The sequence below is a fragment of the Haloferax larsenii genome (assembly GCF_024730625.1).
Taxonomy (GTDB): Archaea; Halobacteriota; Halobacteria; order Halobacteriales; family Haloferacaceae; genus Haloferax; species Haloferax larsenii.
In genome coordinates this window covers 1,565,704-1,586,376 of record NZ_CP078063.1, presented here as the reverse complement: position 1 = coordinate 1,586,376, position 20,673 = coordinate 1,565,704, and the positions used below count along the sequence as shown (strand labels likewise).

The window sequence follows — 20,673 nt, the reverse complement described above, 5'->3', positions numbered from 1 at the left end:
GCAACGACACCGACGCCAGCAACGACACCGGCAGCGATAGCGTCGGGCCCGACCATCCGGGGACCATCGCCTCGGGCATCGACAGCGGAAGCGCGGCAGAAACGAGATTCCTTCTGGACGTGATGCTCGGCAAGCTTGCCACGTACCTGCGGATGTGCGGGTACGACACGGCCTACGCGCTCGACGAACACGACACCGACCCCGGGGATTCGACCCTCCTCGACCGCGCGGCCGAGGAATCGCGGGTGCTCCTCACCCGCGACGTGTCGCTCGCCAAGCGAGCGACCAGAAGCGTTCTGCTGGCGACGAAACGCCCACTCGACCAACTACGCGAACTCGATTCGGTCGGTTTCGACATCTCGCTGGACGAGAAGCCAGCGCGTTGCGGCGTCTGCAACGGGACCGTCAAAGAACTCGGCAACGACGAGCCGATTCCCGAATACGCCCCGAGCGACGGAGAGACGACGTTGTGGCGGTGTCGCGACTGCGGACAGGTGTTCTGGCGCGGGAGTCACTGGCGAGACGTCGAATCGCGGGTGAGCGAATTGTAAAAGAGTGATGTAGCGGAACGGTGCGAAAAACGCGCAGTGGCGTCTCTCTACTGACGTCCGCGCGGGAACCACGCGTCGCAGGCTTCCATGTCCTGCATCATCTCGTCGTGGATTGCGCAGTAGGGTTTGAGTCCGTCCGAAGTGCGGACGTATTCGAAGTACGCGCAGTTACCACAGTAGCGGTCGCCGACCGTCGCGTTCTCCGGGCGGTCCGCGTCGGGGTGTTCGGAGGCGTCCGAGGCCTGCATGTTCTGGCCCTGCGAGGGCGACGAGGCTCCGGCGCTCGCAGTCGTCGACCCAGATGGGTTCTGGGTTTGGTTCGGACTTTGGGTTTGATTCGGACTTTGGGTCTGGTTCGGACTCTGGGTTTGGTTCTGACGCTGGTTCGGGGCTTGGCTCTGTGCTTGGCGCTGGCCGTCGAGCGGAGACGAGATTTCCTGTGTCGATGCGCCGCCGTCGGTGGCTCCGGTTGTCGTCGCCCCGAACGAATTCGACTGCGAGTTCGAGGGCCGCTGGTTCTGTTTCGACTGGGCGTTGGTCTGGGTATCGACGTCGCCGTCGGGCGTGCCGCCGAGGAAGCCGATACCGCCGAGACCTCCACGAACGCGTTTTTCGACTTCGACGACGCGCGTCTCGCCCTTCTTCGTCACCTGGACCGTCGCGGTGCCGCCGGGGTCGTTCCGCGTCTTGAAGTTGGCGACGCCGACGAACAGACACCAGAAGGTCGTGATGGCGCCGAAGAAGTAGACGCCGACGGTCTCCAGTGTCAGGTCTCTGAGCCCCTCGCCGCAGGTCGCACCCGACCACTGACACGGGTACGCGTGCGAGAAGAGCGCGACCCCGAGGATGGCGATGCTCGCGCCGATGATGGCAGCAGCACGGGTCCGACGGCTGGCGGGGAGGACGGTGAACACGCCGAGGAAGACGGCGGGCACACCCACACCACCGAGAATGCCCCCGAGTTCCCGTGCTTCGCCGAGCGTCGCGCCACCCGACGTGTACACGTCTGTCGTGGCGACTACGATGCCCGCGATGACGAGCAGCGCGCCGGCGAGGAACACCCCGAACCCCAGGGAGAGCCGTCGGAGACTCGGGCCACCGCGGCCACCGTGATACGCCTCCGAAAGACTGGTCATGAGACCGTATATGAAACGAGTCCCTAAAACGATGCGTCAGACGATTGTCTGTTCCCCGACACGTAGCTGGCTATTGATTTCGGCGGTGGCTCCGAATCGATGCGAATCTCGAAGGGATTATCATGCGCGGTAGCCAACCGTCGCCCATGGCTGACGAGGAAGCAGACGAGGAACCTGTGGTCGAACTGGGCGAGGGCGAATCCGTCGAAGGAGCGCCGCTCGCACGCGTCGCCTCTCGGCTGACGTGGCCCCAAGAAAAGAGCAGCATCCTGAACAAGGAAGGCGACGCGGTCATCCGCACGCCGTCCGGTCCCCAGACCCTCGAAGCGATACTCGAAGACGCTGACGAGACGTACTTCGACACCCGCCAGACGTTCGTCGAGGACGTGCTCGACATCGTCGGTCGGGAACCGGTCGCAACCGAATAACGGTGCTTCGCCGCCGGTTCGCGCGGCTTCCGTGGCTCCATCGCGCCCTCCTCGCCGGGGGCGTCATCGGGGCCGCGTGGAGTCTCTGGCCGATACCCGGCGGTGACCTCACGTACCGTGCGGTCCACGACGCGCTGCTCTTTATTCTCCTTCCCGGCGCGCTCGCCGTGTCGCACGGCCGCAACCTCGGCTGGACAGTGGACCGCACCGCGCTTCGGAACACGGTCCTCCTCGCGCTGTTCGTCCTCCCGTTCTACCTCGTCGGGTCGTCGCTACCGTCGATTCGGACGTACTACCCGATGTGGCACACCTCGACGGCGCTCGCGGAGTTCCTGCCGCACGCCGCACAGCAACTGCTCATCGTCGTCGCCGCCGAAACCTACTATCGCGGCTTACTCTGCGTCGGCGTCCGCGACATCGGCCGCAAGAGCGCGCTCATCAGTCCCATCCTCTACGCGTTCCACCACGTCGGCAAACCCCCGATAGAGCTTCTGCTGTCGGCTCCGACGGACGTGCTGTTCGGTCTCGTGGACTACGAGAGCAACTCGATTCTCCCCTCTATCGTCGCCCACGGGTTCGGACTCATCCTCCTCGACTGGTTAGTGCTTCACCCGCCGATTTTCCCGCCGGAGAAGGTCGTCTCTGCGCTTCAGTGGCTCCCGATTCCAATATGACCCGAGACGAAAACAGCGACCACGCCCCCGAGACACACCCCAGTCTCGGCCTCGCCCGCGGGACGGTCGAACTCGTCGAATACGACCCTGCGTGGCGCGAGGCGTACGAATCCGAAGTCGCTCGACTCCGCCCGCGACTCGGCGAGAGCGTCCTCGGCTTCGAGCACGTCGGAAGCACCTCGGTCCCGGGACTCGCCGCGAAGCCAATCGTCGATATGCTCGTCCTCGTCTCCGACCTCGACGCGACCGAGGACGTTGCACGCGTCCTCTCCGATGCGGGCTACGAAGAGCGCCCGAACGACGACGTTCCGGACCGGCGGTTCTTCGCCCGCGGACCGCCATCCTGCCGGACGCACTACCTCTCTGTGACCGAACGCGGAAGCGACTGCCACCGCGAGCAGGTCGCATTCCGCGATGCACTCCGGGGAAACCGGCCGCTCGCCGCAGCGTACGAGGAACTGAAACGCGGCCTCGCGTCGGTTCACCCGGATGACCGCGATGTCTACACCGAAGCGAAATCGTCGTTCGTGCAGTCAGTCCTCGACGGGACGGACGCCGTCGCGGACGAGTAGAACGACTCGTCCGAAAAGTGAGTAGATAAGTGGAACACCTTCCCGCCAGTGAGTGCGCGAACCGCACAATACAGGTAGCTTTTCCACGCCGGGGCGTCAACGGGAGGGCATGGCACTCCCAATCGACCCGACAGCCATCAAATCGGACGACATCGGCGAGGAGCGCGCTGTTCTCCACATGGAACACGAGGCGGCAATCGAGCACGTCCGCGAGGCCTTCACGGACGCCGGGTTCGGTGTCGCCACCGAATTTTCGCCCTCGGAACTACTCAACGAAAAGGTCGACGCCGACCGCGACCCGTACTACGTGCTCGGCGCGTGCAACCCCGCGATGGCAGACCGCGCACTCGACGCCAGCGACAACCAACTCGGCGCGCTCTTCCCCTGTAACGTGGTCATCTGGGAGGAAGAACCCGGCACGCAGGTCGTCTACCACGTGAGCATCATGCGCATCGCTCGCCTCGTCGGCATCGCCCCCGACGACGAGGAGATGGCCGATATCGTCGCCGACACGGGCGAACTCGTCGACGCGGCGATTGCCAACCTCGACGCTGTCGAGGCGTAGGCCGCCCCCTCGACGCCGCCCCAGAATAGGGCCTACACCGAGTCGAGTTCTTCGAGCGCGTCGGCGATTCGCTCGATATCGCCGCGAATCTTGTACAGCAAGTAGATGCCGACGACTGCCGCAACGACCGGCAGGAGGCCGACGACGGCGTAGAGGAGGAAGATAACGAGCAGTTCTGGACCGCCGGGTACCTGTAACGGGAGCATACGTGAATCTCCCGCGCTACTGTCAAAATACTTCACTCGGCCGAAGTCGAAGTCGCTCGTCCGACGGCGATGGCCGTCGCTCACCCGAAGTCGAAGATATTCGTCTGCAACCCGGCCGCCATCGTCGACTTTCGCTTGAGGTCAGCCAGCGAGATGGGTAGGTACTCCGTCACGTCGCGCACGGCGTCGCCGAACGTCTCAGCCTCCGCTTTCTCGCCGTCGAAGGCGTTGCGGACGGACTCGCGGACCTGCCAGACGCCGACCGGACCCCAGTACTCGTCGGAGACGTGTCTCAGGACGATTGCCTTCGCCTGTCTGCCCCGGTCGTGGAGGTGTTCGAGCACCCCGAGACGGGAGGCGTGGTACGCGCCGGCCGTCTCCTCGACGTATCCAGACCGACCCTCGTAGCCCTCGCTGTCGGCAGCGAGGTACATCCCCGCCTGCGGGTCCGGGTTCCAGACGCTCCCTGGCGCTTTCATCTCCACCAGTTCGAACTCCCAGCGCCCCGGGGCGAGAATCACCCAGAAGGCGTTGCCGAGGAACTCGTTTCGGTAGATTTCCACGCCGTCGATGGAGGGCGCGTGTTTCACTTGCCCGCGGATGTACTTCCCGACGGTGTCGTCCACGGCGGTGATAGACCACCGCGTCGGGACGAGTCGGCGCTGTTCGGTCTGACCGAGTGCGCCGGCCGAGAGGATGGTGTTGATGTCGTACACGTCGAAGCCGCGGCGGTAGAGAAACGCCATCGCACCCTGTGCGTTCCAGTCGTCGTCTTCCAGCGTCTTCTCCACCAGTTTCGGGACGTGCGGATTCTCCGCGAGGTCGGCAGAGCGAGCGCGTGCACGCGGCCCGACCGGAGTCGCCACGTCGTCGGCGCTGGCGTCGAGGTTCAGGTCCGGTTTGCCGTCGAGTCCGATTTCGACGGTGACGGGCCGGTCGGCGATAGCGACTTCGCGCTGCGTTCCGAGAAAGCCGTCCCACGAGTCGGCGACGTTCGTCACCTTCGTCCCGCGATTCGAGTTCAAAAGTGAGGTGCGGCGCTGAAACACGTCTTCGATACTCACGCCCTCGTCGTACCACGCGGCGCTCGTCTCGAACGCGGCGGCATCCTCGTCGTGGCCGACCGGCGAGAGGATGCCCGTCGAGACGCGCGGGTAGTTCGAACGCCCGACGAAGATGGACGGCGAGACGCCACCGTACAGCGAGTCTCCCTGCACCGTCTCCTCGAAGCGGTCCTGAAACGTTTCGAGGTGGTCGAGGATGCCGTAGGACTTCTCTTCGGCGAGGCGGCGGCGCTCGGCGCGCTCGTCTCGCTCGATGTCCATGTACTCGTCGAGCCGCATCACCGGAAGTGAGTCGTCCGGCGGTATGAACCTTCGGCGACGGCGCGGTAAATGAAATTCGGCGTGTGAACTCGAAACGACGGCCCGCTTAGGTGTGGATGCCCATCGCTTCGATTTGTTCTTGGTAGCGATTGCGGATGGTGACTTCGGTCACCTGCGCGACGTCTGCGACTTCGCGTTGGGTCTTCTTCTCGTTACAGAGGAGCGAGGCGGCGTAGATTGCCGCGGCGGCGTAGCCGGTCGGCGACTTGCCCGAGAGCAAGCCCTGCTCGGCCGTCGTCTCGATAATCTCGTTGGCCTTCGACTGGACCTCCTTCGAGAGGTCGAGTTCCGACGAGAATCGCGGGACGTACTTCTTCGGGTCGACCGGGCGCATCTCCAGACCGAGTTCCTGTGAGACGTACCGATAGGTGCGGCCGATTTCTTTTCGCTCGACGCGAGAGACCTCGGCAATCTCTTCGAGCGAGCGTGGAATCCCTTCCTTCCGGCAGGCGGCGTAGAGACAGGCGGTCGCGACCCCCTCGATAGAGCGCCCGCGAATCAGGTCTTCGTCGAGTGCGCGGCGGTAGATGACCGACGCGACCTCCCGGACCGACCGCGGGACGCCGAGTGCCGACGCCATGCGGTCGACCTCGCTGAGTGCGAACTGCAGGTTTCGTTCACCGGCGTCCTTGGTTCGAATTCGTTCCTGCCACTTGCGCAAGCGGTGCATCTGCGACCGCTTTCGTGACGAAATCGACCGCCCGTAGGCGTCTTTGTCCTTCCAGTCGATAGTCGTCGTCAACCCCTTGTCGTGCATCGTCTTGGTCGTCGGCGCGCCCACGCGCGACTTCTCCTGTCGCTCCGAGTGGTTGAACGCGCGCCACTCCGGGCCGGGGTCGATTCGCTCTTCTTCCAATACGATACCAGTCTCCTCGTGGATCAACTCACCGTCTGCCGTGCGGACGACCTCGTCAGAGTCCAAATCGTCGAGGTCGATGTCCGTCTCGGCTTCGTCGTCCGCTGACTCGTCTCCCCATCGAGTCCGGTCGTGCTCGCGCTCCCGCTGGCGTGTGGGCCGTTTCATCGCATTTATATACTGTTTAGAGCTTCCCACTTCAAACTTATCCCGGGAGGAGATAGTTTCCAGAAATCTATAGAGGACCGAACGAACCGACTTTACCCTCCCACCGGCGAGGTGTGGACATGCCGACGGTCGAGTGTGACCCCGACGAAGCGCGACGACGGCTCGAAGAGGCGGGTGTGGACGTCACCCCCGGAAATACCGACCACGAACGGTGGCGAGCCGAGCGTGGCGACGCGACTGCGGTCGCCTACGACGGAAAAGTCGTCGTGCAAGGCGGGTCGCCGACGGACCTCTTGCCCATCTTGGAGCCCGGTGGCGGCCGTGCACACGTCTACTTCGACGGAGCGAGCCGAGGGAATCCCGGTCCCGCAGCGATTGGGTGGGTTATCGTCACAAGCGACGGTATCGTCGCCGAGGGGTCGAAGCGAATCGGAAAGACGACGAACAACCGCGCGGAGTACGAGGCACTCGTCGAGGCGCTCACCGCCGCCGCCGAGTACGGGTACGACGAAGTCGACGTCAGAGGCGACTCGCAACTCATCGTCAAGCAGGTGCGCGGCGAGTGGAAGACGAACGACCCCGGACTGCGCGAACACCGGGTGACGGTGCGCGAACTTCTCGACCAGTTCGACCGCTGGTCGCTCGAACACGTACCGCGAGAGATAAACGAACACGCCGACTCCTTGGCCAACGAGGCGCTCGACAATGCCTGAGTCAGACGACATCCCGGAAGACGTACAACAGGAAGCCGAGCGATTGACGAGGCTCGCACGCGACGCCGTCGACCCTGACGAGCGTGAGACCTACCAGTCGGCGCGCGACGAACTCGTCGAACCGTACGGCTTCACCGCACGGGTTCGTGAGGAAGACGACGTGCTCGTGTTGCACCCGGAGTCGTGGGTCGACGACGACGGACTCGTCCATCCGGGCAATATCGACGACATCGACCGCGGCATCGAACGGCCGCTTCGCGGAACCGGCGAAGACCACGAGTGGAACGCAGTCGAGTCGCACAACGCCGAACTCGTCGAGTCGGTCGCAGAGGAACACGGTCCCGTCCACGCGGCGAACGCCCGCGCGTTCGCGGACTTCCTCGGGAACCACTACGTCCGGCGAATCGAGACAGCAGGCGCTCCCGAGGTGCGTGAGTTCGTCGAAGAATATTATCCACGCAATGCGTGGCCGACCGATAAACAACGGTCGTTGCTTCCCGAGTCGTTACAGTTGCTCTTCGACGCCGCAGGCGCCGAAGTGCCCGAGTACAACTGACGAGCCCGGTGTATGCCAGATTACAGCTTGGCGTTTACGCGTTCGATGACCTTCTCGGCGCGTTCGTCGTCGGTGACGAACTTCGCGAACATCCAGTCGAACCGGTCGAGAACAGCCTGGAGGCCGTCTTCGGTCAGTTCGTACTGGTTGGTACGCTTGTCGAGTTCGCTCTTCTCGACGAGACCCATCTCGACGAGGTCGTCGAGGTTGGGGTACAGGCGCCCGTGGTTCACTTCGGTGCCGTAGTACGTCTCGAGGTGACGCTTGATTGCAAGACCGTACATCGGTTCCTCAGCCAGGATGACGAGGATGTTCTGCTGGAACGCGGTAAGGTCGCGAGCCGCGCCAGACTCATTGCCAATTGTTTGTGCCTCTGACATGGATGTGGAAATGTCACCTATCTATTTAAACTTTGTCAACGCAGGTCCGCTTTTCCGATGTGATAATAGGCATAGCACCGGCAAAATCAGGGTGGAAACCTAGTGAATGCGTTATTATACTGTAAAACCACTCAGTGGTATATACCTTCCCAACCAGCTGGTATGCCCTTAGCATTCCCCGAATAATACGTGAATGCCACGTATTGTAGTATCAAGAGAATACTGAAAGAATACCTCTGAATCTGGATACGTTCAGAACAGTACTTTCTCTACAAAATCACCATTGTCAGTGCATGACACACCAAATCCGGATGCGCTATCGGTCGCGCAGTTATGTCACCGGCGACCGATGCCGAAAGGACTTTTGCTCGTATGGAGGATGAGTTCGGTATGGTGAACCTCTGGGAAGATATGGAGACCGGCCCGAACGCGCCGGACGAAATCTACGCAGTTGTCGAGTGCCTCAAAGGCGAGCGCAACAAGTACGAGTACGACAAGGACATCCCCGGTGTCGTCCTCGACCGCGTGCTCCACTCCAACGTCCACTACCCGTCGGACTACGGCTTCATGCCGCGGACGTACTACGACGACGAAGACCCCTTCGACGTGCTCGTTCTCGTCGAAGACCAGACGTTCCCGGGCTGCGTCATCGAAGCCCGTCCCGTCGCCCTCATGAAGATGGACGACGACGGCGAGCAGGACGACAAGGTCATCGCCGTCCCCATCGAGGACCCGCGCTACGACCACATCGAAGACCTCGAAGACATCCCGCAGCAGACGCTCGACGAGATTGACGAGTTCTTCGCGACGTACAAGAACCTCGAAGCGGGCAAAGAAGTCGAGACCCTCGGCTGGGAAGACAAGCAGGCCGCGAAGGACGCCATCGAACACGCGATGGACCTCTACGAAGAGAACTTCGCGTAAGCGACTCCCGAATTTCTTTCTTCGACCGCGAACCCGTGAGCGACTGCGCTCTCACCGCTCGACGAAATCGACAGCCGTCGTCACCGCACATACCCACCGGTTATCGGACCCCCACGAGGGGATAAATTATGCGCATGGGTAATTATTAGTCACTTCGACGGGTAGCTACTGATGAGAATGGCAGCCAAACAACCCCGCCTCGGTCTCCACCACACGACCGTCGTTCCGACGAACTTCACGCCCGCATCCGCGGAGAACGGAGACGCCGACGAAGCGTCGTCCGACGACGAGTAAGCCGTCTGTTTTCTCTGGACGCCCGCACTCTGAGCGGCCGCGCCGGTCTGCGTCGCCCGCGAAAGGTGTGTGACATCGACGCGCAGGAGGCAACCCCTTTTTATCTCGCCGCTGCAAGTCGTCACTAATGGCTACCTGCGACGAGTGCGGTCGGCACGAGAACCTGCCGTACCGCTGTTCTCGATGTGGCGGCACGTTCTGTTCAGAACACCGCCTTCCGGAGAATCACGAGTGTCCGGGGCTTTCAGACTGGGACGACCCGTCCGGTGTCTTCGAAAGTAGCTTCGACGACTCGGTGAGTTCCCAGCGTGGCCGTGCGAGCGGTCTTCTCGACTCGCTCACCAGCACGGGCGGGCTGCTCGGATACTTCCGCGGGAACATGTCCTACGTCTTCCTCGGGGTCATGTGGATTATGTTCGCACTGGAGTGGGCCGTCATCCTCGGGATGCAGGCTGGCATCTTCCCCCGCGGGACGTTCGGCGCGCTGTTTACCCTGAGTACGGAGAACCCACTCTTCGTCTGGACCTGGGTCACGTCGGTGTTCTCACACAGCCCAGTGTCGTTCTTCCACATCGTCGGCAACAGCATCGTGCTGTACTTCTTCGGCCCGCCAGTCGAACGCTACATCGGGTCGCGGAAGTTCACCGCGCTGTTCGTCATCGCCGGGATGGCCGCGGGACTCGCTCACATCGGGAGCAGTTTCGTCCTGACGCCAGGTATCACCACGTCGGTCCTCGGCGCTTCAGGTGCCGTCTTCGCCATCCTCGGCGTTCTCACGGTCCTGAACCCCGGACTTCGAATCTACCTGTACTTCGTGATTCCAATCCCGCTGTGGCTGTTTACCTTCGGCTTCGCGGCCCTCTCTGTCGTGTTCTTCCTCGACCCAGGAACGGCCGCGACGGCCGGACAGGGCAACGTCGCCCACTTCGCCCACCTTGTCGGCCTCGTCATCGGCCTCGCGTACGGCCAGCGCGTGAATGGAAAACGGAATATTCCCAACCAGATGTCGCTCGGCGGCGGGCGTCGCGGTGGTCCCGGCGGCCGCTTCTAAGATGCGACCGGCCACCCCGGACCTCGCACCGCGCGCCGGCCTCTCGCGCGACGAGATGGAGGCGCTTCAGCGTCGCGTCGCCGAGGCGGCGGTGTTCGAAGACGACCTCCCGTTCGACCCGGCGAGCGTCTCGCTCGACGACCCTGATGCCACGACGCTCACGGGGACTGACTCGGGTTCGGACACCGACCCACCCCTCGTCGCTGGCGTCGACCAAGCATTTCTCGACGACCGCGCGGTGAGCGCCGTCGTCGTCTTTCGGGGCGGCGAAGTCGTCGAGCGCGTCTACGCCGTGTCAGACCTCGATTTACCCTACATTCCCGGGCTGCTGTCGTTCCGCGAGGGCGGCCCGATTCTCGACGCACTGGCCGAACTCGAACACGACCCGGACCTCCTTGTCTTCGACGGCTCCGGGCGCATCCACTTCCGACAGGCCGGACTGGCGACCCACGTGGGCGTCGTCTGCGACGTGCCGAGCATCGGCGTCGCCAAGTCGCTCCTCTGTGGCACTCCCGACGAAGACGTGGACGGACACCCGGAAGGATGGAACACGCCAATCCGCGCCGACGACGCTGTCGATGCGGTCGGTGGCCACCCGGCCACACCGGAGACTGTCCTCGGCTACGCGTTCCAGTCGCGGCAGTACGACTCACAGCCCATCGTCAATCCACTGTACGTCAGTCCCGGCCATCGCCTGTCGCCGGAGACGACCGTCGACCTCGTCGCACGACTCGGCGGCGACTACAAACTCCCCGAACCGACACGTCTCGCGGACGCCTACGCCGACGAAGTGAAAACGCGATACGAGTGAGTTCGGGAGTCTTCTCGTGGCGAACCGCGTACACTTAACAGCGCACAGTTCGACCTACCGGCGTGCATCAGAAGTCGGTCCTCATCACCGGTTGTTCCTCGGGAATCGGGCGCGCGGCCGCGCTCGAATTCCTCGACGAGGAGTGGGAGGTCTACGCCACCGCGCGAAACCCAGCAGACATCGAGACACTGGGCGAACGCGGTGCGACCATCGCGACGCTCGACGTCACAGACCAGTCGGACGTCGACCGCGTCGTGGACCGCATCATCGACGAACAGGGTCGTCTCGACTGTCTCGTCAACAACGCTGGCTACGGCCAGTTGGGTCCCGTCGAGGACGTGCCGACCGAGATGGTTCACGACCAGTTCGACGTGAACGTCTACGGCCCACACCGACTCACACGCGCCGTGCTGCCGCACATGCGCACACAGGAGGATGGGACCATCGTCAACGTCTCCAGCGTCATCGGGCGCGTCTCGCTGCCGGGAAGCGGCGTCTACGCGGGGTCGAAGTTCGCGCTCGAAGCGATGACCGACGCCCTCCGCAGCGAGGTCGAAGAATACGGTATCGACGCCGTCCTCGTCGAACCTGGCCCGGTCGAGACGAACTTCAACGACCGCGTCGACGCCGAGGTCAACGGCGGCGAGAAGTCAGACGGTATCGAGCGCTCCGGCGCGTACGAGACCATCTACAAACTCCTCGACGACACGGCGGCCCTCGGTGGGAGCGGCCCCGGCGCGATTCCGCCGGAACGAGTCGCAGAAGACATCGTCGACGCCGCGAGTTCGACCAAGCCGCACGCCCGCTACCAACCCGGCGCAGTCGCGCGAGTCGGCGTTCTCGGTCGGTTCGTTCCCGACGCGTGGCGCGACGCGCTGTACGGGTTCGTCCGAAAATTAGTGTAAGCGGCTTCCGTTCTCCCGTCAGTCGAGACAGGCGGCGACGACACGAAGCGCGTCTTCGCCTTGCACTTGGTCCGCGAGCAGCGGGACGCGTTTGACGTCGCGGCCGCGGAACAGGTCGGTCGCAGAGCGAAGCGCCTGCTGTTGGACGTCCCAGCGACGCTGACAGAACGAACAGTCGTCGAGGTCGGGCGAGACGAACCATCGGGGGTCCACGTCGGCCACGTCGTCGACGGGTTCCATGACGCGATTGACGACGAGCGTCTGGACCGGAATCCCGAACTCGTCGAGGCGCGACACGAGGCGGTTCGACTCGACGACGCTCATCTCCTCGGGAATCATGACGACGCGGAAGTCCGTCTTCGCCGGGTCGCGGAGGATGGCCCGAAGGCGCTCGATGCGCTCTCGAAGGTCGTCGAGGTCGGCCATGCCCGCCTGCGGGTCGTCCGGGCCGCCGCCGAACATGCCTTTGATGTTGTCCATCATCCCCGAGAACTTGTCGCGCATTCGGACGATGCGACCGAGCATCGAGTCCATTATCTCCGGCAGTTCGAGCAGTCGGAGGGTGTGACCGGTCGGCGCGGTGTCGATGACGACGCGGTCGAACCGCGGGTCGTCGAGATATTCGAGGAGTTGCTGCATCGCCGCCGCCTCGTCGGCACCGGGCATCGGGCCACCCATCCCGAGCGGACCGTCGCCGCCGAGCATGTCTTCGAATCCGCCCATGGCGTCACCCATCCCGCCGAACGGCGAGTTCGAGGCGTCACCGTTGCCGACGAACGGGTTGTCGGCGTCGTACTCGGAGGTATCGTACTCGGTTTCGTCTGCCGCGCCTGCCCCACCAGCCGAGCCCGTTCCGCCTGCTCCGCCAGCTCCAGCCGCGTCGCCCATTCCAGAGTCCGCGAACGGGCCGTCCATCACGGAGTCGGGGTCGATTTCGGCCGCGTACAGTGGCATGTCCTCGTTAAGCCGCGTCGGTTCGGCGGGAACCGAGACGCCGAGGGTGTCCGAAAGCGAGTGTGCGGGGTCGGTCGAGACGACGAGCGTCGCGGTGCCGTCGGCCGCGCTGGCGAGTGCCGTCGCCGCGGCCATCGTCGTCTTTCCGACACCGCCCTTCCCACCGTAGAGGACGTACTCGGGGGCGTCGATGCCGCGCGGGAGGTCAGCCCGCTCGGTCGTCGCCGTCTCGGGGTCCGTGACCTCGACTTCGATTTCGGCGGGGCCGCCGTCGTCGCCGGTGTCGCCGTCGCTGTCGTCGTCCGGGCGCTCGGTCGGTTCGACGTCGATATCCATGTCGGTCCCTGCACGGCCCGCACTTGTGTACTTCTCGGTCTCGGAAGCCCGTGCGGGCGAGTGGTGTCAGCAGTGGTGGGCGAACGCTCGTGGTGTCAGTGGCGGCCGGGTTTTTGTCCCGGCCGAGCGTCGGCGTACCTATGCGCGAATTCGCATCCGACCCGCCCGAAGAAGAGCGCGTCGGCGACGCCCTGCGCGACGCCGGCCACACTGTCGCCACCGCCGAGTCGTGTACGGGCGGCCTCATCGGGTCGCTCCTCACGGACGTTCCGGGGTCGAGCGACTACTTCGACCGCTCGCTCGTCACCTACTCCTACGACGCCAAGCGCCACGAACTGGCCGTCTCGCGCGAGGCGCTCGACGAGGATGGGGCGGTCTCCGAGGCTGTCGCCCGCGAGATGGCCGCTGGCGTCCGCGACGTGGTGGACACGACGTGGGGCGTCGCCACGACCGGCATCGCGGGGCCAGAGGGCGGCCTCCCGGGGAAGCCAGTCGGGACCGTCTTCGTCGGCATCGCCTACGCCGCTCCGTGGGGGTCGGGTGACTCCTATACCCGCGTCGAGCGCTTCGAGTACGACGGGTCGCGGACACAGGTGAAAGAACAGATTGCGCGCGGCGCGCTCAGGATGCTGGCGGCGGACATCGAGTCGGTCGACGGCGACTAACTGCGGGAGGTCCCAGTACAGTCGGACTGCCGTCTGGCGACCGCGTGGGAAACCTTTGTATCACGTGCGGTCACTTTCAGCCTATGAACAAGAAGGGACACGTGCTCAACGCCATCCTGTTGGCGCTCGGGCTCGGCGTCATCCTCACCGTCGACCCGCGGTCGTTCGAACCGACTGTCGACTCGCTGTTTCTCCTCGCACAGAAGATTGGCCAACTGTCGCTTCCGGTCGTCCTCGGCGCGCTCTTTCCCGACGTCGACACCGCCTTCGGCAAGCACCGCAAGACGCTCCACAACCTTCCGGTGCTGATTGCGTTCCTCGCGTTCCCCATCGTCTTCGGCAACCTCCACTTCGTCTGGATTGGCGTCGCCACCCACTACGTCCTCGATATGGTCGGGTCCAAGCGCGGTATCGCGCTGTTCTACCCGCTGTCGCCGCAAGAGTACGACTTACCGACCGGCGTGGCGACGAGTTCGAAGTACGCCGACATGGTGACTGTGGTCGTCACCGTCGCCGAACTCGGCGTCCTCGCGGGTATCCACTACTACCTGTTCTCGCTCGACGTGTCGCTGGCGGCGGCGACGGCGTCGCTCGTCGGGTCGTTCTAACGCACAGCAGGTCGTCGAGTTCTCTTAATAGACGCTCACGTCGTCGAACCGGCCGTCGTACGCGATGTGTCGCGGGTGTGTGGGTTCCATCCCGGACAGAAGGAGTCGGTCGAGTTTCCCCCACGAGTTCTCGTAGCCGAGATGGGCGAACTCGGCTGCACCGCGAATAGTGTGCGAGAGCCCGGACCGACGCATCGCCCGTCGCTCGGCTCCGTCGCGGAGTGCTTCGACGAGGTCGGCTTCCGAGTCGATAGCCCGGTCGAACTCGGTCCACGCCTCGCCGAGCGTCCAGCGGACGTGCGCGTACGACGAGGCGAATCCGGGGAGTCCCGTCTCGGCCGAGATTTCGCGTCCTCGCTTGTTCTGTCGCGAGAATGCCTTCGCGTTGTACGTCTCGACGGCGTGGATGTCGTCGCGGTACCGTTCGATGTCGGACGAGGTCAGACTCACGTTGAGCAGTTCGGGGTGCGGGATGAGAACGGCAGCACCCTGTCGGTCGAACTCGGCCATCGTGCCGTCGAGGGTCAAGAAGTCGGGGACCGGTTCGGAGAGGCCGACTGCGAGTACGTGTTTTCGGTCGCGCCACGAGCCGGTGAACACCTCACGGCCGGGGACGACGAGCAGGTCGTCGTCAGAAAACCGGGCTGCACGGGCGCGAATGTCGGGGAGACGGACGAAGTGCGGGGCGTAAACCAACACGTCGATGCCGCGGGCTTTCGCACGCGAGACGACTCGCTCGTCGAGAATCTTCACGTGCATATCTACCCGAGTCGTCGTACTCGCGGTCACGCGAGAATCTCTGAACAGGCGACAGTTAGTGATTGCTATTTCGCTAACGTCGGCTGCCCGAAGAAACGATTTTGTCCCCCACGGCCGTCGGGTCGCACATGTCCCGGTGGAAATGCGGTATCGAGGGGTGCGATGCGCGATTCGAAGACGTCGAAGGTGCCATCATCCACCAGACGACGGAACACACACGCCACGAGTGCAAAGTGTGCGGAACGATTGTCCCGGACGGCTACTTCGCCATCCGTCACGCGTTCGACGAACACACGCGCGCCGAGTTCGTCCGCGCCTACGACGCGGACTCCTCTGCGGTCCGTGTTCGAGAGGAGATAAAATCGGACGTCGAAGAAGAAGCAGACCTCAACAGCGTCGTTCGGACGCTCCGTGAACAGGGCGCGCTCTGAGCAGACGCCGAGAAATCGCCCACGCGAAACACGAGACGCGCCGCTGGTGGGGGCCGACGCAAAGAGAGAAGAGAGATATCGCGGGCGCGGTCTTACCGCTCTTCGGAGTCGAGGACGCGAATCTGGTCTCCGCGGACCGTGACCGGAATCGGAACCGTCGCCTCGTAGAGTTCGACGGTGACCTGGTCTTTCGTCTCGTCGATGCGCTGGACGCGTGCCTTTTCGCCCTTGAACGGCCCGGCGATGAGTTCGACGATGTCACCCTCGGCGATACCTTCGACGTCCGGCGTCGGCGAGAGGAAGTGCTCGACTTCGGCCATGCTGGAGGTGCCGACCATCCCGCCGCTTTCGACCAGTCCGCGAGCGTGCGGAATCTCGTCGAGGACGCGAGAGAGGATGCCGTCGTCGTCGGCTTCGACCATCACGTAGCTCGTGAGCGAGTCGGGAGCCAACACGGCGTGTATCTCCGCGAAGTCCTTCGTCGCAATCATGTCCGCGACCGTTCGCTCCTGGCGAGCGGTCGTCTTTACGGCGAAGATTGGCATCTCAGATTCCCCCGGGGAGGAAGCTCATGACCGCGAAGATGATGAAGCCGACGAGGCCGATGAGGAAGATACCGGCGCCGGCAATCTTGGCGATTTGAGAGAACTCCTGCCAGGACGGGGTGCTCGCGAGCTTCAGCACGCGAATGTAGCTGGTCAGGTCGTACTTGACGTCCATGTTGTCGAGGCATAGGGGGTCGCCCTTTTTCTATCTATTGATGCCACGACGAGAGTACGCGCGGGTCTGCGGCGGCGCGAGCGACCCCGTACGTGACGCGCGGGCCACAGCGATGTGACTCACGGCGCGGGGATGACAGGGCAAGAGCGGGCGGGGACCCAAACGGACCCTATCGACAGCGCGCGACCTCGATTACTCGACGTAGTCGATATCTTCGAGGCGGCCGCCCTGCTGTACCTGTTCCTTCGGTACTTGCTGTTGTTGCTGAGGCTGCTGTTGCTGCTGTTGCTGCTGTTGTTGGTCCTCACCGCGACCGCCGTAAATCTGGGGCGACTCGACGCCCGTGACGACAATCATGGTTCGCATCATGCCTTCGAGTTCGTCGTCGACCGAGGTCCCCCAGATGATGCGCGCGTCGGGGTCGATGCGGTCGTAAATCTCCTCGACGACACCCTCTGCCTCTTCGATGCTCATGTCGGAGCCACCGGTGACGTTGACGAGCGCGGAGTTCGCGCCGGAGATGTCCACGTCGAGGAGGGGCGAACGGAGGGCAGACTTGACGGACTCTTGAGCCTTAGACTCGGAATCGGACTCGCCGAGACCAATCATGGCGACGCCACCACGTTCCATGACGGTCTTCACGTCGGCGAAGTCGAGGTTGACCAAGCCGGGCTTGGTGATGAGTTCGGTGATGCCCTTGACCGAGCGCATGAGCACTTCGTCGGAGACCTTGAACGCCTGCCGAACGGGAAGCTTCCCGACGGCGTCGAGCAGGCGGTCGTTCGGAACGACGATGACCGTGTCGGAGACGTCGCGGAGGCGTTCGAGTCCGGCTTCGGCGTTGGTCCGCCGAACCTCGCCCTCGGCCGTGAACGGCGTGGTGACGATGGCGATGGTGAGTGCGCCGGATTCGCGCGCGGCCTTGGCGACGACGGGAGCAGAACCAGTTCCGGTCCCACCGCCGAGGCCAGCCGTGACGAACACCATGTCCGACCCCTCGATGGCGTCGTAAATCTCCTCTTGGGATTCGAGTGCGGCCTCTTCGCCGACCTGCGGAAGCGACCCGGCACCGCGGCCCTGCGTCTTCTGTTCGCCCATGAGAATCTTCGTGTCCGCGTTGATTTCCACGAGGTGCTGTACGTCTGTGTTGGCCGCGACGAGCTTTGCGCCCTTGATGCCCTCTTCGTGCATTCGGTTGACGGTGTTGCCACCCGCACCACCGCACCCGACGACCGTGATATTGGTCTGGAGGTCTTTCAGGACAGCTTTCAGTTCGTCGTCGGTCATGGTTCCGGAGCGGTTGATTTCCGTCGGGTCGCCGACTTCAGGCGTCCCCTCCCCCATGTCCTCGGCCTCATCGATTGCGTCGTCGACGATAGAGTCCATATTTGTGGAGACGGTTTACGGAGGACCACTAATTATCTTTCTCCCTTTCGTCAGACATCTGTCCGACGACATGGCGTTGGGTTGGGAGGTCAACCCCCCGATTGTACAAGATTATGTATAAATTATGGGCAGAAATTGCATCAAACCGAGAAATCGACGATTCGTTCCTTCGAAACGGCTGCGGGCGAGATTACCTCTCCATCGACCTCGATTTCGTGGCCTGCGGAGAGCTTTCCGAACGCCGGTCCTTCGGGTACCCCGCGCCGTTTGGCCGCCTCAGGGTCGAACGCGGTCATCGAGGCGACGACGCGACCGTCGTCTCGCTCGACCGAGTCGTACTTCGCGCGCAGAATCTCGCAGAGTCGCGCGACGAGTTCGTCGTAGCTGTCGCCCGCGACCGCGGCGCGACCTCTCGCGCGCGTCCCACCTTCGACGGTCTGGTAGGCGACTGTCGTCTCCGCGACGGCGTCGAGCGCGGCATCGATGTCGATGCCCTGCGCTTCGGTTAACAGCGGGTCCGGGAGCGAAACGACGTCGTAGTCGGCAGCGTCGATGTCGGCTCCGAACCGAAGCCCGTCTTCGATGCGGACGAGCGTCGATTCGAGGTCGCGGACGCGCGCGAGCGGCACGCCAGCCGTCTCTCGAACCCAGGTCTCGGAGACCACGCGGTAGCCTTCGTCGTCTAGTACGTCGGCGAGGCCCTCGCGGTCGCCATCGACGAGTGCGACGTCTGCGGCCGAGGCGTCGAACGCGCGGCGAAGCACGTCTCGGTTCTCGTCGGGGTCACCCATCGCCTTCAGTTGCCAGTCGGCGGCGATGTGGCCGACCGACCAGTCCGTCTCGCGGAGGATGCGCTCGAACCGGGGAGCGTAGTGGCCGCCGCCGAAGCCGACGAGTTGGCGGTCGGAGTCGGGGGCGACGCCGTCGATGTCGAGGACGGCCGCCGCGACGGCGCGCGCGCCCTCGGGGTCGTCCCACTCGACTTCGCCACTGCCGAGTTCGACGAACATCGAGGGCACGTCCGTCTCTGTCGGTCCGTGGTGAGTCGCCTCGATGCCGACCTCGTAGCCGTCGGGCGCGTGGTCACGCAGAGCCGAAACGGCAGCTCGCTGGGCGTTCGGACAGGCGCGGGCGAACCGCCCGGACTCACCGCCGTAGTCGGCAGGGCCGAAGTTGCCGGTGAAGTGTGCGGTGAGAAGCGGTCCCGTCTCACCAGAGTGCCGTGAGACGACAGCAACGAAATCGGGCGTCGAAGAAAACGCCTCGGCGGGGTCGTCGAGGTAGATGTGCAGGTCGTCGAACTCGCGGAGTTCGAAGCCATCACGACGGTAGTATCGACCGCCGCCCGCTTCGTCTGGGCGGGTGTCGTCCGTGGCTTCCTCCCATTCCGCGAGGTCTCGCAGGTGCTCGCCGATGTGAACCGATGCGCTGTCGGCGCGGCTGACGACGATTCCAATCACGTTTCGAGAGTGGCCGAGACCAGCGAAAAGCGCGTCGGAAACGGCGAGGTGGAGAGCGGACGAACGGGCGTGAGAAACACCGCGCCGAAGACAGCCTGCTTACGGGAGGATGAGCCAGAAGAACACGAGATAGCCACCGACGAGGAGACCACCATCGAGTCGAGACACGTCGCGGTTGCGGAGCATCATCGCGATGACACCGAACGTGAACACGAGGAGCGCAGGGAAGTCGAGGGTGATGGTACTCTCAGGGACCGACACGGGGACCATGATTGCGAGGATACCGAGGACGGCGACGACGTTGTAGATGTTCGAGCCGACGACGTTCCCGATACTGAACTCGGCCTCGCCGCGGACGGCACTGACCACAGAGGCCGCGAGTTCCGGCAGCGACGTCCCGAACGCGAGGACCGTCAGTCCGATAAAGCGCGTACTGAAGCCGTAGGCTTCGAGGAGTCCTTTCCCGCCCTGGATGAGCCAGTTCGACCCGACGAACAGGAGGAGCAGACCGAGGCCGAGATAGAGCACGTCTTTGAACGTCGCCGACACCTCGTCTTCGTCTTCGATGTCGATTTCCTCGGTCGCGATGGCGTCTGCCTTGGCGGCCTGCGCCCGGTAGACGAGATAGCCAGTGAACGCGACGAGAATGACGAGGAGAATCCCACCGTCGAGCGGACCGAGCCGTCCGTCCATGCCGAGTAAGACGAGCGCGAGCGCCGCCGCAATCATGAACGGAACGTGTCGCCGGAGCGTCGTCGTCGAGACGCCCATCGGCTGGATGAGCGCGGAGATTCCCAAGACGAGGCCGATGTTGGCGATGTTCGAGCCGACGATAGCGCCAAGACCGAGGTCGGCGCTGTAGCCGAGACCGCTCAAGACGGCGACGAACAGTTCTGGTGTCGTCGTCGCGAACGCGACGATGGTCACGCCGACGATAGCCGCCCGAAGACCGAGGCCGATAGCGAGCCGGGACGCACCCTCGACGAGGGCCTCCGCCCCGAGGTAGAGTGCGACGATACCGGCCACGAGGATAGCGGTATCGAAGGAAAGCAAGGTTGCGAGTGCCGACATAGGCGGGAGTAGACCAACGGGAGAACAAAAACACGCCGGTACAGGAGGCGCGCGTTACTAGGTACCACACTAAAAATAGTCATTATTTGGAACAGCCGCCTCGACGCC

General features: G+C 63.8%; 27 protein-coding genes. 15 read left to right on the top strand and 12 right to left on the bottom strand.

The genetic code is table 11. The features are described from left to right. Nucleotides 1-65 precede the first annotated feature (65 nt). Nucleotides 66-551 (top strand): Mut7-C RNAse domain-containing protein, encoded by a 486-nt coding sequence (locus tag KU306_RS08280; protein WP_258303385.1) that lies wholly within the window; start codon nt 66-68, stop codon nt 549-551. 47 nt (nt 552-598) lie between these two features. Here KU306_RS08280 and KU306_RS08275 read toward each other — a convergent pair whose 3' ends face one another. Then, nucleotides 599-1,687, bottom strand: a complete 1,089-nt coding sequence (locus KU306_RS08275; RefSeq protein WP_258301667.1) for a cell division protein CdpA domain-containing protein — start codon at nt 1,685-1,687, stop codon at nt 599-601. Nucleotides 1,688-1,833: 146 nt separating this feature from the next. Between KU306_RS08275 and KU306_RS08270 the strand changes: the two genes are divergently transcribed. The 4 genes from KU306_RS08270 to KU306_RS08255 all read left to right on the top strand — a co-directional run bounded on the left by KU306_RS08270 (nt 1,834) and on the right by KU306_RS08255 (nt 3,926). Further along, nucleotides 1,834-2,115 (top strand): DUF5789 family protein, encoded by a 282-nt coding sequence (locus KU306_RS08270; protein WP_007545131.1) that lies wholly within the window; start codon nt 1,834-1,836, stop codon nt 2,113-2,115. Nucleotides 2,116-2,117: 2 nt separating this feature from the next. After that, nucleotides 2,118-2,789 carry a CPBP family glutamic-type intramembrane protease gene (locus KU306_RS08265; protein ID WP_007545129.1) on the top strand — a complete coding sequence of 224 codons (672 nt, stop codon included), beginning with the start codon at nt 2,118-2,120 and terminating at the stop codon, nt 2,787-2,789. Beyond that, nucleotides 2,786-3,361: a GrpB family protein gene (locus KU306_RS08260; RefSeq protein WP_007545127.1), complete on the top strand. Its 576-nt coding sequence runs from the start codon at nt 2,786-2,788 to the stop codon at nt 3,359-3,361. The genes KU306_RS08265 and KU306_RS08260 overlap by 4 nt, the downstream gene beginning before the upstream one ends. A gap of 109 nt (nt 3,362-3,470) precedes the next feature. After that, complete coding sequence (locus KU306_RS08255; protein ID WP_007545126.1) at nt 3,471-3,926, top strand: DUF302 domain-containing protein; 456 nt, start codon at nt 3,471-3,473, stop codon at nt 3,924-3,926. Nucleotides 3,927-3,958: 32 nt separating this feature from the next. Here KU306_RS08255 and KU306_RS08250 read toward each other — a convergent pair whose 3' ends face one another. The 3 genes from KU306_RS08250 to KU306_RS08240 all read right to left on the bottom strand — a co-directional run bounded on the left by KU306_RS08250 (nt 3,959) and on the right by KU306_RS08240 (nt 6,541). Beyond that, nucleotides 3,959-4,132 carry a DUF8066 domain-containing protein gene (locus tag KU306_RS08250; protein ID WP_007545124.1) on the bottom strand — a complete coding sequence of 58 codons (174 nt, stop codon included), beginning with the start codon at nt 4,130-4,132 and terminating at the stop codon, nt 3,959-3,961. A gap of 80 nt (nt 4,133-4,212) precedes the next feature. Continuing rightward, complete coding sequence (gene nreA / locus KU306_RS08245) at nt 4,213-5,475, bottom strand: DNA repair protein NreA (RefSeq protein WP_258301666.1); 1,263 nt, start codon at nt 5,473-5,475, stop codon at nt 4,213-4,215. A gap of 88 nt (nt 5,476-5,563) precedes the next feature. Next, the gene (locus tag KU306_RS08240; protein ID WP_074791536.1) at nt 5,564-6,541 is read right to left on the bottom strand and encodes a transcription initiation factor IIB; all 978 of its coding nucleotides are present in this window, start codon (nt 6,539-6,541) and stop codon (nt 5,564-5,566) included. A 119-nt stretch (nt 6,542-6,660) separates the two neighbouring features. Here KU306_RS08240 and rnhA point away from each other — a divergent pair, with 119 nt between their 5' ends. Both rnhA and KU306_RS08230 read left to right on the top strand, forming a co-directional pair. Next, on the top strand, nt 6,661-7,254 hold the full coding sequence (rnhA, locus tag KU306_RS08235) for a ribonuclease HI (protein WP_007545119.1): 594 nt from the start codon (nt 6,661-6,663) through the stop codon (nt 7,252-7,254). Then, entirely contained in the window at nt 7,247-7,810 is a 564-nt protein-coding gene (locus KU306_RS08230; protein ID WP_007545117.1) for a DUF7108 family protein, read from the top strand. Before rnhA ends, KU306_RS08230 begins: the two co-directional genes overlap by 8 nt. Before the next feature lie 20 nt (nt 7,811-7,830). Here KU306_RS08230 and KU306_RS08225 read toward each other — a convergent pair whose 3' ends face one another. Continuing rightward, nucleotides 7,831-8,190: a PadR family transcriptional regulator gene (locus KU306_RS08225; RefSeq protein ID WP_007545115.1), complete on the bottom strand. Its 360-nt coding sequence runs from the start codon at nt 8,188-8,190 to the stop codon at nt 7,831-7,833. 390 nt (nt 8,191-8,580) lie between these two features. Here KU306_RS08225 and KU306_RS08220 point away from each other — a divergent pair, with 390 nt between their 5' ends. The 5 genes from KU306_RS08220 to KU306_RS08200 all read left to right on the top strand — a co-directional run bounded on the left by KU306_RS08220 (nt 8,581) and on the right by KU306_RS08200 (nt 12,175). Beyond that, nucleotides 8,581-9,114, top strand: coding sequence for an inorganic diphosphatase (locus KU306_RS08220; protein ID WP_007545114.1), 534 nt, complete (start codon nt 8,581-8,583; stop codon nt 9,112-9,114). A 171-nt stretch (nt 9,115-9,285) separates the two neighbouring features. Beyond that, a complete protein-coding gene (locus KU306_RS08215) occupies nt 9,286-9,408 on the top strand; it encodes a hypothetical protein (protein ID WP_258303422.1) in 123 nt (40 codons plus the stop codon). A 127-nt stretch (nt 9,409-9,535) separates the two neighbouring features. After that, a complete protein-coding gene (locus KU306_RS08210) occupies nt 9,536-10,459 on the top strand; it encodes a rhomboid family intramembrane serine protease (RefSeq protein WP_007545113.1) in 924 nt (307 codons plus the stop codon). Between the two features lies 1 nt (nt 10,460). After that, nucleotides 10,461-11,270 (top strand): endonuclease V, encoded by an 810-nt coding sequence (locus tag KU306_RS08205; RefSeq protein ID WP_007545112.1) that lies wholly within the window; start codon nt 10,461-10,463, stop codon nt 11,268-11,270. A gap of 62 nt (nt 11,271-11,332) precedes the next feature. Then, nucleotides 11,333-12,175, top strand: a complete 843-nt coding sequence (locus KU306_RS08200; RefSeq protein WP_258301665.1) for an SDR family oxidoreductase — start codon at nt 11,333-11,335, stop codon at nt 12,173-12,175. An 18-nt stretch (nt 12,176-12,193) separates the two neighbouring features. Here KU306_RS08200 and KU306_RS08195 read toward each other — a convergent pair whose 3' ends face one another. Then, complete coding sequence (locus KU306_RS08195) at nt 12,194-13,465, bottom strand: ArsA family ATPase (RefSeq protein ID WP_258301664.1); 1,272 nt, start codon at nt 13,463-13,465, stop codon at nt 12,194-12,196. A 140-nt stretch (nt 13,466-13,605) separates the two neighbouring features. On the opposite strand from KU306_RS08195, the gene KU306_RS08190 reads away from it, so the two are divergent. Both KU306_RS08190 and KU306_RS08185 read left to right on the top strand, forming a co-directional pair. Continuing rightward, entirely contained in the window at nt 13,606-14,130 is a 525-nt protein-coding gene (locus KU306_RS08190; protein ID WP_258301663.1) for a CinA family protein, read from the top strand. Nucleotides 14,131-14,213: 83 nt separating this feature from the next. Further along, nucleotides 14,214-14,738 (top strand): metal-dependent hydrolase, encoded by a 525-nt coding sequence (locus tag KU306_RS08185; protein ID WP_007545108.1) that lies wholly within the window; start codon nt 14,214-14,216, stop codon nt 14,736-14,738. 24 nt (nt 14,739-14,762) lie between these two features. Here KU306_RS08185 and KU306_RS08180 read toward each other — a convergent pair whose 3' ends face one another. Beyond that, nucleotides 14,763-15,497, bottom strand: a complete 735-nt coding sequence (locus KU306_RS08180) for a PHP-associated domain-containing protein (protein ID WP_258301662.1) — start codon at nt 15,495-15,497, stop codon at nt 14,763-14,765. A gap of 128 nt (nt 15,498-15,625) precedes the next feature. Here KU306_RS08180 and KU306_RS08175 point away from each other — a divergent pair, with 128 nt between their 5' ends. Next, a complete protein-coding gene (locus KU306_RS08175; protein WP_007545106.1) occupies nt 15,626-15,928 on the top strand; it encodes a DUF7565 family protein in 303 nt (100 codons plus the stop codon). A 92-nt stretch (nt 15,929-16,020) separates the two neighbouring features. On the opposite strand, the gene KU306_RS08170 is transcribed toward KU306_RS08175, so the two are convergent. From KU306_RS08170 to KU306_RS08150, 5 genes are all read right to left on the bottom strand, one after another. Continuing rightward, nucleotides 16,021-16,473, bottom strand: a complete 453-nt coding sequence (locus KU306_RS08170) for a transcription elongation factor Spt5 (RefSeq protein WP_007545105.1) — start codon at nt 16,471-16,473, stop codon at nt 16,021-16,023. Between the two features lies 1 nt (nt 16,474). Beyond that, nucleotides 16,475-16,648 (bottom strand): protein translocase SEC61 complex subunit gamma, encoded by a 174-nt coding sequence (locus KU306_RS08165; RefSeq protein ID WP_007545104.1) that lies wholly within the window; start codon nt 16,646-16,648, stop codon nt 16,475-16,477. A gap of 192 nt (nt 16,649-16,840) precedes the next feature. After that, nucleotides 16,841-18,034: a cell division protein FtsZ gene (gene ftsZ, locus KU306_RS08160; RefSeq protein WP_258301661.1), complete on the bottom strand. Its 1,194-nt coding sequence runs from the start codon at nt 18,032-18,034 to the stop codon at nt 16,841-16,843. A 140-nt stretch (nt 18,035-18,174) separates the two neighbouring features. Further along, complete coding sequence (locus KU306_RS08155) at nt 18,175-19,494, bottom strand: D-aminoacyl-tRNA deacylase (protein ID WP_258301660.1); 1,320 nt, start codon at nt 19,492-19,494, stop codon at nt 18,175-18,177. Nucleotides 19,495-19,593: 99 nt separating this feature from the next. After that, entirely contained in the window at nt 19,594-20,565 is a 972-nt protein-coding gene (locus KU306_RS08150) for a calcium/sodium antiporter (protein ID WP_007545101.1), read from the bottom strand. Between the last annotated feature and the right edge of the window lie 108 nt (nt 20,566-20,673).